The sequence below is a fragment of the Microbacterium sp. EG9 genome (assembly GCF_059759475.1).
The window spans coordinates 1990435-2003348 of record NZ_CM186217.1 but is presented as its reverse complement, the minus strand read 5'-3'; the positions used below and the strand labels follow the sequence as shown (position 1 = coordinate 2003348).

The 12914-nt window shown below is 72.8% G+C and carries 14 protein-coding genes; 6 read left to right on the top strand and 8 right to left on the bottom strand.

Annotated features, from left to right (window positions below):
* Window positions 1–57 precede the first annotated feature (57 nt).
* A complete protein-coding gene (locus AC6CQV_RS09445) occupies window positions 58–1800 on the bottom strand; it encodes a helicase-associated domain-containing protein (protein ID WP_498259319.1) in 1743 nt (580 codons plus the stop codon).
* A gap of 1 nt (window position 1801) precedes the next feature.
* Window positions 1802–2092, bottom strand: a complete 291-nt coding sequence (locus AC6CQV_RS09440; RefSeq protein ID WP_060959179.1) for a hypothetical protein — start codon at window positions 2090–2092, stop codon at window positions 1802–1804.
* 121 nt (window positions 2093–2213) lie between these two features.
* Between AC6CQV_RS09440 and AC6CQV_RS09435 the strand changes: the two genes are divergently transcribed.
* Both AC6CQV_RS09435 and AC6CQV_RS09430 read left to right on the top strand, forming a co-directional pair.
* Window positions 2214–2597, top strand: a complete 384-nt coding sequence (locus tag AC6CQV_RS09435) for a cold-shock protein (protein ID WP_060959180.1) — start codon at window positions 2214–2216, stop codon at window positions 2595–2597.
* Window positions 2581–3180, top strand: a complete 600-nt coding sequence (locus AC6CQV_RS09430) for a DUF3027 domain-containing protein (protein WP_492491094.1) — start codon at window positions 2581–2583, stop codon at window positions 3178–3180. Before AC6CQV_RS09435 ends, AC6CQV_RS09430 begins: the two co-directional genes overlap by 17 nt.
* A 65-nt stretch (window positions 3181–3245) precedes the next feature.
* Here the strand turns inward: AC6CQV_RS09430 and serC are convergent, their stop codons facing one another.
* Complete coding sequence (gene serC / locus AC6CQV_RS09425) at window positions 3246–4364, bottom strand: phosphoserine transaminase (RefSeq protein ID WP_492491095.1); 1119 nt, start codon at window positions 4362–4364, stop codon at window positions 3246–3248.
* A gap of 101 nt (window positions 4365–4465) precedes the next feature.
* Between serC and AC6CQV_RS09420 the strand changes: the two genes are divergently transcribed.
* The 3 genes from AC6CQV_RS09420 (at window position 4466) to AC6CQV_RS09410 (ending at window position 7149) form a co-directional block, all read left to right on the top strand.
* Window positions 4466–5173 (top strand): iron-dependent transcriptional repressor DtxR, encoded by a 708-nt coding sequence (locus AC6CQV_RS09420; RefSeq protein WP_060959166.1) that lies wholly within the window; start codon window positions 4466–4468, stop codon window positions 5171–5173.
* A gap of 409 nt (window positions 5174–5582) precedes the next feature.
* Window positions 5583–6305: a M23 family metallopeptidase gene (locus tag AC6CQV_RS09415; protein ID WP_240191212.1), complete on the top strand. Its 723-nt coding sequence runs from the start codon at window positions 5583–5585 to the stop codon at window positions 6303–6305.
* 346 nt (window positions 6306–6651) lie between these two features.
* Window positions 6652–7149 carry an HNH endonuclease gene (locus AC6CQV_RS09410; RefSeq protein ID WP_101305872.1) on the top strand — a complete coding sequence of 166 codons (498 nt, stop codon included), beginning with the start codon at window positions 6652–6654 and terminating at the stop codon, window positions 7147–7149.
* A 6-nt stretch (window positions 7150–7155) separates the two neighbouring features.
* Here the strand turns inward: AC6CQV_RS09410 and AC6CQV_RS09405 are convergent, their stop codons facing one another.
* The 3 genes from AC6CQV_RS09405 to AC6CQV_RS09395 are packed head-to-tail and all read right to left on the bottom strand — an operon-like array spanning window position 7156 to window position 9982.
* Window positions 7156–7812 carry a pyridoxine/pyridoxamine 5'-phosphate oxidase gene (locus AC6CQV_RS09405; protein ID WP_498259318.1) on the bottom strand — a complete coding sequence of 219 codons (657 nt, stop codon included), beginning with the start codon at window positions 7810–7812 and terminating at the stop codon, window positions 7156–7158.
* Window positions 7809–8612 carry a creatininase family protein gene (locus AC6CQV_RS09400; RefSeq protein ID WP_060959170.1) on the bottom strand — a complete coding sequence of 268 codons (804 nt, stop codon included), beginning with the start codon at window positions 8610–8612 and terminating at the stop codon, window positions 7809–7811. Before AC6CQV_RS09400 ends, AC6CQV_RS09405 begins: the two co-directional genes overlap by 4 nt.
* Window positions 8609–9982: an FAD-binding oxidoreductase gene (locus AC6CQV_RS09395; RefSeq protein WP_498259317.1), complete on the bottom strand. Its 1374-nt coding sequence runs from the start codon at window positions 9980–9982 to the stop codon at window positions 8609–8611. The genes AC6CQV_RS09400 and AC6CQV_RS09395 overlap by 4 nt, the downstream gene beginning before the upstream one ends.
* 34 nt (window positions 9983–10016) lie before the next feature.
* On the opposite strand from AC6CQV_RS09395, the gene AC6CQV_RS09390 reads away from it, so the two are divergent.
* The gene (locus AC6CQV_RS09390) at window positions 10017–10640 is read left to right on the top strand and encodes a helix-turn-helix domain-containing protein (protein ID WP_082808072.1); all 624 of its coding nucleotides are present in this window, start codon (window positions 10017–10019) and stop codon (window positions 10638–10640) included.
* Window positions 10641–10645: 5 nt separating this feature from the next.
* On the opposite strand, the gene AC6CQV_RS09385 is transcribed toward AC6CQV_RS09390, so the two are convergent.
* Window positions 10646–11710 carry a methylenetetrahydrofolate reductase C-terminal domain-containing protein gene (locus AC6CQV_RS09385; RefSeq protein ID WP_498259316.1) on the bottom strand — a complete coding sequence of 355 codons (1065 nt, stop codon included), beginning with the start codon at window positions 11708–11710 and terminating at the stop codon, window positions 10646–10648.
* On the bottom strand, window positions 11707–12840 hold the full coding sequence (locus AC6CQV_RS09380; protein ID WP_498259315.1) for a methylenetetrahydrofolate reductase: 1134 nt from the start codon (window positions 12838–12840) through the stop codon (window positions 11707–11709). Before AC6CQV_RS09380 ends, AC6CQV_RS09385 begins: the two co-directional genes overlap by 4 nt.
* Window positions 12841–12914: the final 74 nt, after the last annotated feature.

Genomic DNA, 12914 nt, shown 5'->3' with positions numbered 1-12914 from the left:
GGCGCGGGTGCCGGTCGGTCGTCCCGGCGGCGGATGCCGCGGGGTCGCTCAGACCGCTCAGGCGGGGCGGATGCCGCTGATGCTCGAGACGGGGAGGGTGCGTTCCACGTCGACCGTACGATCCAGTCCGCGCAGGCGCCCGCCGCCGAGACCGGTGGCCTCGATGATGAACTCGCGGTCGCTGCCGTCGGGCATGCGCACCGCGACCACGATGGTCGCGCGGGCGCGGACGGCCTGGTCGAGCTCACGGCCGAGCCACGCGGCGTCGGCGTCCTCCGACGGTGCGGCGCGCAGGCGGGAGAGCAGGACGGCGTAGGTCTCCTCCCGCGGGGCGGCGGCGGGAGGCGCCGATGCGAGGCGATGGCGGTCGAGGCGGCGTCGCCGTCCGCCGGCATCCACGGCCACCACCGGGTAGCGGGCGTCGGCGATCATCCAGAAGGCCGTGTCGGCTCCGCTGCGGGTCACGAGGTCGGCGCCCTCCGGCACGAGGCCCAGGGGACGCAGGGCCTGGTCGACGGCGAGCGTGCGCAGCAGGGCGTCGTCGTCGCTCGTGACACGGGTGCGGCCCTCGCTGTCGGGGCCGACGCGGATCGTGCCGTGGGTGCGGGCCGTCCGCTCGATCTCGTAGGCCAGCGGCTGGGGGAGCCCGGTGAGGGAGAGCTCCGTGAGGAACTCGCGCAGGGACTCGGCGCTCTCGCCCGAGGTGAGCGCGTCGGCGATCGTCTCCGGCGTGAACCGGTAGGTGGATGCCTGGGCGTGCGATTCGCGGCGGGCGACGGAGCGCAGCCGCATGTCCAGGTGGGGAGCGAGCGGTCCGGGAGCGATGGCCGTCAGGTCGTTCTGCAGGTAGACCCGATCGACCTCGCCCGGGAGCAGCCCCGCCAGGGCGTCGAGGTCGAGCGCACCGGTCACCGGGGTGTCGTCGCCCGCCGCGGCGAACACGTCGCGCGCCCAGTTCGTCGGGCGGCCGGCATCGTCGAGGAGCGCCCATCGCCCGAGCAGCGCGCGCAGCGCGGCGGCGCGCTCCGACCACGCCGAGTCGAACGGGTACGCCGCCGCCCAGGCGTAGGGCGGCAGCCAGCCGCCGCCGCGCCGGCGCACACCACGCGGGAGCGCGTCCAGCAGCGCCGCCGCGACCTCCGCCCAGCGCGAGAGGGTGTCGCTGTGCAGCCACTGCGCTCCGCGCGGGGTCACCAGCCACGTCTTGTCCTGCCCGGACAGCAGCCCCGTGCGTTCGGCGATCACGACCAGTTCGTCGGCCGCGACGGCGTCGTCGACGATGCCGGCCTCGATGAGGCGGCGCCGGTCGGCGGCGCCGAGCGTGCCGGCGCCGATCCGCCCGAAGGGATGGGCGAGCGCGGCGTGGAGGATGTCGGCGAGCGAGCCGAGCGAGGCGAAGGCCCGCTCCGCGGCGCCGGCATCGTCCGACCCCTCGGCGGCGGGCGGGGCGACGGCGCCGGATGCCGTGGCGACGCCGCGCCGGCGGATCGTCTCCAAAGCGGTGCGCACCGCCGTGTACGGGGTCCCGTCCGCGTCGATCAGGGCGCGCTCGTGGAGCGTGTCGCGCACGGGGCCGGGCGGGACCGGCCCGTCGCCGGAGAGCGCGTCCACCTCGTCGCCGGTCAGCGCGACGAGCGCGCGGTCGAGGGAGGCGGGGTCCAGGAGCGCCTCGGCCGCGTCGAAGGCGTCGTTCCATCCGACGGTGGGGGCGATGTGCCGGGCGGCGAGCAAGCTCGCCAGCGCGTCGTCGCCGCGCTGCACCAGGTGCTGTGCGAGTGCGCGCGCGTCGGAGGCGGTCACGTCAGCGGCCCTTGCCGACCCGGGCCTTCCGGATGAAGGTCATGATGAGCACCGCCATCAGCAGCGCGAAGGCGACGATGGGCGCGATGTAGACGAGGGTGCCGACGAGCGGCCACAGTCCCTGGCCGAAGTCATCGTGCTTCATGCCGGTCGCCGAGCCGATCATGATCGCGACGAAGCAGACGACCGACAGCAGCAGCAGACCCAGGGACATGAACGCGAGGACGCGGTCGATCCGCCGGACCGGGAGATCGTCGGCGGCGCCGGGAGTGCGAGAGGACGAAGAGGGCATCGGGATCACCCTACTGCGTCCCCGCCGCAGTCGTGGTGGTGCCGTAGGCTGGAGACAGGGGCAGAACGCCCCCATGTCACCGCGTCCGCATGTTCGGGCGCCGATGAGCGAGGTCAGTGCGATGCCCACCGGCAAGGTCAGGTTCTACGACGACGAGAAGGGGTTCGGCTTCATCACCACCGATGACGGCCAGGACGTCTTCCTGCACGCCACGGCCCTCCCCGCGGGCACCGAGGGACTCAAGGCCGGCACGCGCCTGGACTTCGGTGTGGCCGACGGCAAGCGCGGGCTGCAGGCCCTCGCGGTCCGGGTGCTCGACGCGCCCGTGAGCCTCGCCAAGCGCAACCGGATGAAGCCGGACGACATGGCCGTCGTGGTCGAAGACCTCGTCAAGCTGCTCGACAAGGTCGGCGGCGATCTCCGCCACGGCCACTACCCCAATGCGGGTCAGGGCAAGAAGGTCGCGGCGATCCTGCGCAAGGTGGCCGATGAACTCGACGCCTGAGTCCGTCGACTCCGGCGCGGCCGAGCCGGAGGGCTCGGCTCCCGTCGTCGCCGACGAGCGTCTGCTCGCGGCTCACGACCTGGCGCTCGCCGCGCTGTCGGAGATCACCCCCGCCGCCACGGTGGGCGCCCCCGCGGGCTACACCGTCGAGGACGGCGGCGTCGTGTCGTTGCGGTTCGGCAACACGATGGAGGGCTACCCGGGCTGGTACTGGACGGTGAGCCTCGCCGTGGTCGAGGACGCCGAGCCCACCGTGCTGGAGGCTGAGCTGCTGCCGGGCGCGGGCGCGCTGCTGGCTCCCGAATGGGTGCCGTGGGCGGTGCGACTGGCCGAGTACCAGGCCGCACAGGCGGCGCTGGCCGCCGAGCGCGGTGCCGACGCCGAGGACGACGCGGAGAACGAGGACGGCGTGTCCGACGACGACCTCGACGAGCTGGACGACGAGCTCGACGACGTCGACGATCTGGATGCCGCGGACTTCGACGACGACGGGTCGCCGATCCTCCACGCGGGAGACGTCGACGGCGTCGACATCGACGTGCTCGATGACAGCGACGACGACGAGGACGACGACGAGGACTGAGGCCGCTCCGGCCCGCCCCCGTCGCGGACGCTCACCCCACGGGTGACGCGCCGCCCCGGCGGGACTCAGCCGTGCGTGTGCGCGATCGTGTAGTCGATCGCCTTGATCAGCTGACGCACGTCGTCGGGCTCGATCGAGACGAAGGTGGCGATCCGCAGTTGGTTGCGGCCGAGCTTGCGGTACGGCTCGGTGTCGACGATGCCGTTGGCGCGCAGGCTCGCGGCGATGGCCGCGGCATCCACGGTCTCGTCGAAGTCGATCGTGACGACGACCGGCGAGCGGTCGGCGGGGTCGGCGACGAACGGCGTCGCCACGGGCGAGGCCTCGGCCCACGCGTACAGCGCGTTCGACGACTCGGCGGTGCGCGCGGCGGCCCAGCCCAGTCCGCCGTTGCCGTTGATCCACTCGAGCTGCTTGTCGAGCAGGATCAGCGTCGCCACGGCGGGCGTGTTGAGCGTCTGGTTCAGTCGCGAGTTGTCCAGGGCGTTCTTCAGGCTCAGGAACTCGGGGATGTAGCGACCGGATGCCGCCACGCGCTCGATCCGCTCGATCGCCGCGGGGGAGACGGCGGCGAACCAGAGCCCGCCGTCGGAGCCGAGGTTCTTCTGCGGCGCGAAGTAGTAGACGTCGGTCTGCGAGACCGCGAAGTTGATGCCGCCCGCGGCGCTCGTGGCGTCGATCACCGTGAGCGCGCCGTCATCGCCCGCGACGCGAGCGATCGGCGCCGCGACGCCGGTGGAGGTCTCGTTGTGGGGCCACGCGTACACGTCCACGCCCTCGACGGCCTCGGCGACCGTGCGGGTGCCGGCATCCGCCTTGCGGACGTCGGGCGCCTCGAGCCACGGCGCCGCCGCGGCCGCGGCGAACTTCCCGCCGAACTCGCCGAAGACGAGGTTCTGCGCGCGGCGTTCGATCAGGCCGAACGCGGCGGCGTCCCAGAAGGCGGTGGAGCCGCCGTTGCCGACGATGATCTCGTAGCCGTCGGGCAGACGCAGCAGGTCGCTGAGTCCCATCCGCACCTGGCCGACCAGGCTCTTGATCGGAGCCTGGCGGTGCGAGGTGCCCATGAGCACCGAGCCGGGACCGGCCAGGGCAGCCAGCTGCTCCGGGCGGATCTTGGACGGTCCGCAACCGAAGCGACCGTCGGCGGGCAGGATCTCGCGGGGCAGCGTGACGTGGGCCATGCTCCCGATTCTAGGGTGAGCGCGGGGGCGGCCCCGCCGGGACGCCGTGAGAAACGGATAGGCTGGCAGTACACCCACGAACGCGCACCGAGGCCTGCCACATGACCGATCTGATCGACACCACCGAGATGTACCTGCGTACGATCCTCGAGCTCGAGGAGGAGGGCATCGTCCCCCTGCGTGCGCGCATCTCCGAGCGCCTCGGGCACTCCGGGCCCACGGTGTCGCAGACGGTGGGACGCATGGAGCGCGACGGCCTCGTGGTCGTCTCCGACGACCGCTCGCTCGAGCTGACCATCACCGGCCGGCAGAAGGCGGTGGACGTGATGCGCAAGCACCGCCTCGCCGAGCGCCTGCTGAGCGACGTGATCGGTCTGGACTGGGCCTACGTCCACGAAGAGGCCTGCCGCTGGGAGCACGTGATGAGCGAGCTGGTCGAGCGCCGGCTCATCGAGCTGCTCGGTCACCCCACCGAATCGCCCTACGGCAACCCGATCCCCGGGCTGGACCAGCTGGGCGACGTGCCGGCGCGCACCTTCCACGACGGGGTCGTCGGCCTGGTGCGGCTGCTCAACGAGACCGGCGGGCCCGTCAGCGGGACCGTGCGCCGACTCGCGGAGCCGGTGCAGGTCGACCCCGAGCTGCTCGACCAGCTGCGCGACGCGGGCGTGGTGCCCGGCGGGGTCGGAGAGTTCCGTTTCAGCGAGGGCTACGTGCTCGTCCAGATGGCCGGCAAGCCCGACGGACTCGAGCTGCCGGTCGAGGTCGCCTCGCACATCTTCCTCGTCGACGCGGTCCCGCAAGCCTGAGCATCGCCAGGGAAGGGCCTGCGTACGAAGAACTCTGCGTGACTTATTCGTTACCTTCCGCTAGCCTCGAAAAGTCCACGTGGCGAGAAGCCCGCCACGGACCTCCGCACGGATTGCCTCATCGGTTCGTCGTTCGCGCGGTGAAGCCCGTACATCTGTGCCCTGACACCGAGTGCCGACGAACCAGCATCCTGCCCCCGGGGAGGACTGCAGAGGCGCCGGAGGACAATTGGCTGATCAGTTCGACCCGTCGCAGGAGAAACCCGAGTCCGAAGCGACGACACCCACTCTCCGGAGCCGCGCGCGCCGTTTCACGCTCGCCCGCTCCGCATCCACCGCTCCCGCCGTCCGCGCAGACGCCGCCGCGACCCCCGCACCGGCACGACGTGCGCGCCGCACGGGTCACCCCGTGCGCAGCTTCGTGACGGTCGCCGCCGTCGGCGGCCTCATCGCGACGGTCGCCATCGTGCCTGCGTTCGCCGCCACGAGCTCCGGCTCGGCGGAAGCCGTCACGCTGCAGCAGGTGGCCGCCGAGAACGCGCAGTCGCTCGTCATCGCCTCCGAGGCCACGCCCGCGGCCCTCGCGCGCGACAGCTACTCGGCCACCACGCCGGAGGAGATCCAGACCAAGAAGAACGAGGATGCCGCGAAGGCCGCGGCCGCGGCGCGGATCGCGGCGGCATCCACGGCGTCCACGGACGCCTCGGTCTACTCCGGCTCGCTCGCCGAGACCATCGCGCCCGCCGGCTCCGTCGTGCGCCCGCTGCCGTTCTTCAACAACTTCGGCGAGCCCTACGCGGGACACAAGGGCACCGACTACATGGTCGACCGCTACACGCCGATCTACGCGATCGCGGACGGCGTCGTGGTCGAATCGACCGAGGACGGCCCCGGCTGGGGCGTCTACGTGAAGATCGCCCACAACATCGGCGGCAACACCGTCACGTCGCTGTACGCGCACATGTCCTACGGCACCCGTCGTGTCGTCGTCGGCGACACCGTGCGGGCCGGCCAGATCATCGGCCAGGTCGGCGACACCGGTCGTGCCTACGGCACGCACCTGCACCTGGAGATCTACGTGAACGGGTCGTGGACCAACGCCGAGGACTTCCTCGTCGCGAACGTCCGCTGATCGCGCATGAACGGATGCCGCGTGTCGCGGCCCGGTGACCGGGCCCGACACGCGGCATCCGTTCATCTGCCATTCGCCCGCGTCGTCGCTGCGTGCATTAGCCTGATCCCGACGCTCGCACAGCCGAGGGGGAGCCGCATGGACACAGGACCTCGCATTCGAACCGTGAATGCGCTCGGCCGCTATGTCCTTCGGCATCGTGTGCACGACTGCCGCGACATTCGTCGCGGGTTCAAGGCGCTGTCTTCATGACAGCGCCTTTTTTCGTGCCTGCGCCGCCCCGTCCGTGCCGCGTCGACAACGGAGAGCCGTCGAAGCCATCGACGGCCGTTCGAGAGGAACGCGCATGCGCACACTGGTGCTGAACGCCGGATACGAACCCCTGGCCGTCGTCTCGTTCAAGAGAGCCCTCGTGCTCGTGATGAACGAGAAGGCGACCGTCATCGAGCGCATCGACGGGAATCCCGTGTGGGGGATCCGTGGCTCGTGCGACCGTCCGGCGGTGATCGTGCTCACACGGTACGTGCGCGTGCCGGGGGCCCGTCGCGTGCCGGTGACCCGACGCGGCGTGCTGCGTCGGGACGCCCACCGCTGCGCGTACTGCGGCAAGAGCGCGACCACGATCGATCACGTCCTGCCGCGCTCGCGCGGGGGCGCCGACTCGTGGGAGAACCTCGTGGCCGCGTGCCTGCGCTGCAACAACATGAAGGGCGACCGCACCCCGCAGGAGATGGGCTGGGAGCTGCGCTGGCTGCCCCAGCCGCCCCGCGGCCCGCAGTGGACGGTGCGCGGCACCGAGCGCTCCGAGCCGGCCTGGGAGCCGTATCTGTCGCTGGCCGCCTGACCCCGGTCAGCCGGGCAGGGCCTCCGACCTCCACCCGTCGCCCACGCGCGTGTAGGCGAGGCGGCGGCTCGCCGCGGCCGGGTTCGACACCCAGAACACGAGGCGATGGGGCGTCACGGCGTAACCCGCCCAGGTCTCGGGCGGCGTGAAGGCGGGGTGCTCGGCGCCGCCGTGGGCGGCGAGGAACGCGCTCCACTGTGCGCGCCGCTCGGCGAGCGGCAGAGCCGCATACGCGGCGGTGTTCTGCCAGGCGAGCTGCTGGAGGTAGGGCGATCGACGCCGGTAGGCCTCGTCCGACTCCTCACGCGGCGACCGCGTCGCGGTGCCCTGCACGACCAGCTGGCGGGTGAAGCCCGGCCACAGGAGGGTGAGGGCGACGCCGGGGGAGGCCGCGAGCTCGGCGGCCTTGCGGCTGTCGGCATCGGTGTGGAAGAAGAACCGTTCGCCGTCGAAGTCGCTGAGCATCGTGGTGCGCGCGTCGGGGATGCCGTCCAGCCCGACGGTCGACACCGTCATCAGCAGGCGGTCCTCGCCCGGCGCGGGCAGCCAGTCGGCGGCGAGGGCGAGGGGATCGCTCCACGCGACATCCGACTGCACCGGGTCGCTGTCGTGGGCGATCACGACGGGCGCGGGAGGGATGCCGGGGGCGTACGACGCGGTCATCCGAACACGAACCCGTCGATCTCGGCGAGGGCCTCGCAGACGAAGTCCACGCCCCGGTCGTACAGCTCCTTGCCGTGCGCCGCGTTGGCGCCCGTCGCGTCGCCGATCACGCCCTCGGGGCCGAAGTCGTCGCTCGTCCACCCGAACATGACCGGCTTGCGGTTGAAGCCGATGTGGGTGAGGCCGGCGATGTGCTCCGGGACGTTCCGGGCGGGCATGTCGGGGGCGACGAGGTGGGGGGCCAGGTGCATGACCAGCGACGTCTCGGAGAAGCCCCCGTGGATGCCCTGTCCCTTCTCGTCGGGGCGGCCGTCGATGCCGTCGCCGGCCCCTCCGGCCGTCGCGGGCATCGAGAAGGTGCGCAGACCGAAGCGTCGACGCAGCTCGCGGTTGGCCCAGCCGAGCAGCATGACGTTGCCGCCGTGGCCGTTGACGAACACGACCGTCTTGGCCGGCGTCATCGCGATCGAGCGGCCGATGTCGACGAGCTGGTCGAGCACGGTCGTGCCCTCGAGCCAGATGGTGCCCGGCGCCCAGTGGTGCTCGTCGGACTTGGCGTAGCTGATCGTCGGCAGCACCCAGGCGTCGATCCCCGCGGACGCGACGCGCGCGACGGCCGCCGTCGCAATGGTCTCGGCGACCAGCGCGTCGGTGCGCAGCGGCAGGTGCGGACCGTGATGCTCGATCGCGCCGATGGGCACCACGGCGATCGAGCGCTCGGTCAGCAGCGCCGTGAGCGCGGGGCCGGACAGGTCCGCCCAGTGGCGAGACGTCGGGGTGAAGGGGAACTCGCCGGTCATCGGATCGCCCCCTTCACGGGTCCGCCGTAGGCGGGATCGAGCTTGCCGGGGTTGAGCAGCCCCCGCGGGTCGGTCGTCCGGGCGAGCTGCACCGTCTCGGAGAGGCGGAAGTCGACGTTCCACTGGTGGGGGCTGTGCACGCCGACTCCGAGCGCGGTCAGGGCCGCGATGCCGTCGGCGACCTGCTCCGGGCTCTCGTAGACTCCCGCGAGCATGCCGATGGGACGCGTCGCGGTCGCCTCGATGTGCAGGTGCGCGCCCGGGTAGACCGCCATGACCTCGTCGTGACGGTCGATGAGGGCGTCTCCGCCGACCTCGACGTGGAAGTACACGCCGGGCTCGGACTTCTGCAGCCATTCGATCGGATGGTTGTAGCTCAGCACCGAGATGGCCGCCGACACCTGGGGCCCCTCCCGCACCTCTTCGATGCGCCCGCCCGCCGCGGTGATGAGGGCGGTCGCCTCGTCGACGAGGGACGCGTCGATGATCGTCCGCAGCGAGCTGCGGCCCTCGGGGAACGCGGGGTCGGGCGGCAGCTGGGCGGACACGTGCGGGTCGTCCGCGGAGACGAGCCGGGGGAAGGGACGGAGGGCGGCGAGTCGCTGCAGCACCGACATCGAGCCGGTGAAGTCGCCGAACGACGCGTACAGGCCCCGCCAGTCGTTCATCGGCTCCAGACGCACCGTCGCCCGCGCGATGATGCCGGCCGTGCCGTAGTTGTGCACGAACCCGAGGGCATCGTCACCCTCCACGTGCACCAGTTCACCGCCGGATGCCGGGGTCGCGACGTCCAGGGCGAGCACGAAGCCCTCGTGGTTGCTGCCGTGCGCGATCGAGCCGGTGCCGCCCGAGCCGCCCGAGATGAACCCGCCCACCGTCGAGTGCACGGTCGAGGGGTACATCCACAGCTGCTGGCCGTGCTGGCGGGCCGCCTGCTCGAGCGCGGCCATGGGCGTACCGGCCTCGGCCGTGATCCACCCGTCGCCCACCTCGACGATGCCGCGGGCGCGCGAGGTGTCCAGCACCAGGCCGCCTGGCATCGGGATCGCCTGACCATAGTTCCCGGTGCCCTTGCCTCGAGGCGTCACGGGGGCGCCGTGCGCGACGGCGATGCGCACGACGTCGGCGATCTGCTGCGCGTCGGCGGGGAACGCGACGAGGTCGGCGACGCCGAGGGGCAGCTGTTCGGCGATGATCGGCGACATCCGGGCGCCGTCGACCGAGGCCTTCTCCCGCTGCCGGGGGTCGCTGGAGACGCCCCGGACGCCGAGGACGGCCGCCAGGTCCGCCTCGAGGGCCGCGTAGTCGGGGGAGGCCGCGGCAGTGAGAGCCGCGGGTTCGAGCATGTCGGTGGGTGTCGCGCCGGTCATCTCGGTTTCCTTTCGTGTGTCATAGTCTTCACTCATGTCCGATGCCGCCTCGTCGCGCCGCCGTGCCGCCGACGCGCCCCTGGCCGACGACGGCCCGGCCTCGGCGGCCCGCGCGCTCGGTGCGCGGATCCGCGCGCTCCGTCAGCGCCGCGGGATGACGCTCACCCAGGTGGCGGCGCAGGCCGAGCTGTCGCACTCGTTCCTCAGCCAGGTCGAGCGCGGGCTCGAGCGGATGAGCATGACCTCGCTGTTCCGGGTCGCCCAGGCGCTCGGCACGACCCAGCAGGCCCTGCTCACGGACGACGCCGACGCGGCGGTGCGCACCCAGGGGGAGTTCCACGTCTTCCGCGCGAGCGAGGCGACGCCGCTGGATGCCGGGGGCAGCCCCCTGCGCGTGCTCGCGCGCGACCACCCGCGCTTCGTGCCGATGGTCATGTCGGGGACGTTCTCGGAGGACCTGTGGTGGGTCCACGACGAGGAAGAGTTCGTCTACGTGCTCGAGGGTCGCCTCGTCGTCGTGCTGGAGGATCAGGAGTTCGCCCTCGAGGTCGGCGACGCCGTGTATTACCACGGCGGCATACGCCACCGGTGGCGTACCGAACCGGGCGAGTCGACGCGCGTGCTGACCGTCAAAGAAGGCAGCGCCGGAGCGCACTGACCCGCTCACGTCCCGCCTCCGAGCTCTCGGGCCACCGTGGCGAGGTCGGCGGCGTAGCAGACCTCCTCGCCCAGACGGGCACCGCCGGCGATGACGACGCCGCCGACGAGACCGGTGTCGAGGAGTGCGCGGCCGTATTCGATGGCCAGGCGGATCCCCTCGGCGCGCACGTCCCGCGCCGCGAAGAGACGGTCGATGAAGCCCCGCGGCAGCTTCGCGGCGTGGAAGGAGGCGAGCAGTCCCGCCCCGTCGCGGTCGATCACCAGAGGAACGCCCGGGAGCACCGGAGCGGTGGCGCCCGCCGCGCGGCACTGCGCGACGAAGTCGGCGACCTCCTCGGCATCCCCGGCGTACTGCGTGAGGCACAGCCGACCGCCCGCGCGTTGCTTCTGCGCCACCCGGGCGCCGCGCTCAGCGACGGGCGGTGCCGCGGGGGACTCCGCGAACGAGGTGAGCAGGCCGAGGGCTCGCGCGCGGGGCAGCATCGTCGTGGATTCGAGATCGAAGACGGGTCGCGCGTCGGCCCGGTCGCCCGTCTGCGTGTGGTCACCGGTGACGCAGTGCACCCCGGCCACCCCCAGTGCGCGCAGCGACAGCAGCTCGCGCTCGAGCGCCGTGCGATTGCGGTCGCGCGCGTTGAAGCCCATCCACAGCCGCAGGCCGGTCGCCGCGATGAGCGCAGCCCGGTACGACGGCGGGAACTGCACGCGCGAGCGTCCGGCATCGCCGGAGAGCACGGCATCCACGCTGCCGGACAGGGCGTCGGCGGTGGGGCGGACGGCGTCGGAGCGCAGCGCGCGCACCGGGAATCCCGTGAACACCAGCGGTCGACGCTGAGCGATCTCGGCTACCTCGCGCCCCGCGGCCGTCGTCACCGCGTCGACCGGGTCGCGGTCGACGGGAGCGTCGCCGTTTCCGTCCCAGCGCACGGGAAGGTCGCGCCGGAGGAAGACGCAGGGCGTCGGATCGACCTCGCAGGTGCCGTCCGGGTTCACGCCCCCGCAGGGGCCGTAGGCCATCGACTTCGGACACCCCGCGACGCGCGGCGCCGTGCCCGCGGCGAGGCTCATGCCGCGGCTCCCGTCGCCGTCGCGTCGGAGGACGGGGCGCGGCCCGCGCTCAGGAGCGTCGCGGTGCGCACGATCGCGTCGACCGCGGCCAGGCCGGTCGGGTCGGCCTCGTCGACGACGGCCGACAGGTGCACGCCCACCACTCCCGGCACCGTGAGTGCCTCCCGTGCCGCCGCGACGGCGGCGTGCACGCCCGCGTCGTCGACGGCCGCGGCCGCGGTGACCGCCGTCACGAGCCCCGACGGCAGGCGGACCCCGGGCAGCGCCGCGAGCCGCAGGGCCGCCGATCGCGACGTGATCACGGGCACCGAGGCGACGAGGGGGATGGCCCCGCCGGTCGCGGCCAGCGCTCCGGCGAAGCGGACGAGATCGGACAGATCCCCGCAGAGGTTCAGGATCGCCAGCTCCGCCCCCGCGCGCGCCTTCAGCGCGAGCCGGACGGGCCGGTAGTCGATCGGCGGTGCGGCGGGCTGCTCGGCCACCGCCACGAACAGGCCCGCGCGGCGGGCGAGGGCCGCCACGCGCGTCGAGTCGAGGTCGAACACCGGCTGGGCGTGCGGGAGCGCGGTCGATGCCGGGTGGTCGCCGGTCACGGCCAGCACGCCCGCGACGCCGAGATCGGCGAGGGCCGCGAGCTCGCCCTCGATCGCGACACGGTTGCGGTCGCGACAGGTGATGCCCGCGATCACGGTGGCGCCGGCGCCGCCGAGCACCAGCGCCTTGTGGGTCGGGCTGAGCGACGCGCGGAGGCCGGGCGGCTCGCCCGCGATCACCGCCGTCAATCCGGCCAGGCGCGCGCCCGCCTCGGCGAGCACGCCGGCATCCGCCGAGCGCACGGGAAGATCGGCGGTGACGAGCACCCCCTCCGAGACGCGCGTCGCGAAGGCGGCCGCCGCCGTCCGGCGCGGGGAGAGGGGCAGCGCGTCGCCGCTGGGCTCGGCGCTCTCGGGGGCTGCGACGTCGGCGGCGGAGACGTCGAGCGTATGCAGGAGGTCGGGGTCGGCGGCGAACGAGCAGCGGATGCCGGGGACCTCGCAACCGCCGTCGGCGCCGACGCCGCCGCACGGTCCGTAGACCATGCGTTTGGGGCATCGTCGCGACGCGTCGCGCAGGCGCAGCTGGACGGTCACGGTGCCTCCTCTCGCGGGTCGCCCGCGGTCGGCGATCCAGGAATCGATGTTGGTCTCGCCAACAATGTCACTGT

What these genes read in the sequence shown, in the direction of transcription:
- AC6CQV_RS09405 (WP_498259318.1), bottom strand. Translation starts at nt 7,812, where the DNA reads ATGACCGCGTCGTACGCCCCCGGCATCCCTCCCGCGCCCGTCGTGATC.
- AC6CQV_RS09430 (WP_492491094.1), top strand. Translation starts at nt 2,581, where the DNA reads ATGAACTCGACGCCTGAGTCCGTCGACTCCGGCGCGGCCGAGCCGGAG.
- AC6CQV_RS09435 (WP_060959180.1), top strand. Translation starts at nt 2,214, where the DNA reads ATGCCCACCGGCAAGGTCAGGTTCTACGACGACGAGAAGGGGTTCGGC.
- AC6CQV_RS09400 (WP_060959170.1), bottom strand. Translation starts at nt 8,612, where the DNA reads ATGACCGGCGAGTTCCCCTTCACCCCGACGTCTCGCCACTGGGCGGAC.
- AC6CQV_RS09440 (WP_060959179.1), bottom strand. Translation starts at nt 2,092, where the DNA reads ATGCCCTCTTCGTCCTCTCGCACTCCCGGCGCCGCCGACGATCTCCCG.
- AC6CQV_RS09385 (WP_498259316.1), bottom strand. Translation starts at nt 11,710, where the DNA reads ATGAGCCTCGCCGCGGGCACGGCGCCGCGCGTCGCGGGGTGTCCGAAG.
- AC6CQV_RS09410 (WP_101305872.1), top strand. Translation starts at nt 6,652, where the DNA reads ATGCGCACACTGGTGCTGAACGCCGGATACGAACCCCTGGCCGTCGTC.
- AC6CQV_RS09420 (WP_060959166.1), top strand. Translation starts at nt 4,466, where the DNA reads ATGACCGATCTGATCGACACCACCGAGATGTACCTGCGTACGATCCTC.
- serC (WP_492491095.1), bottom strand. Translation starts at nt 4,364, where the DNA reads ATGGCCCACGTCACGCTGCCCCGCGAGATCCTGCCCGCCGACGGTCGC.
- AC6CQV_RS09390 (WP_082808072.1), top strand. Translation starts at nt 10,017, where the DNA reads ATGTCCGATGCCGCCTCGTCGCGCCGCCGTGCCGCCGACGCGCCCCTG.
- AC6CQV_RS09395 (WP_498259317.1), bottom strand. Translation starts at nt 9,982, where the DNA reads ATGACCGGCGCGACACCCACCGACATGCTCGAACCCGCGGCTCTCACT.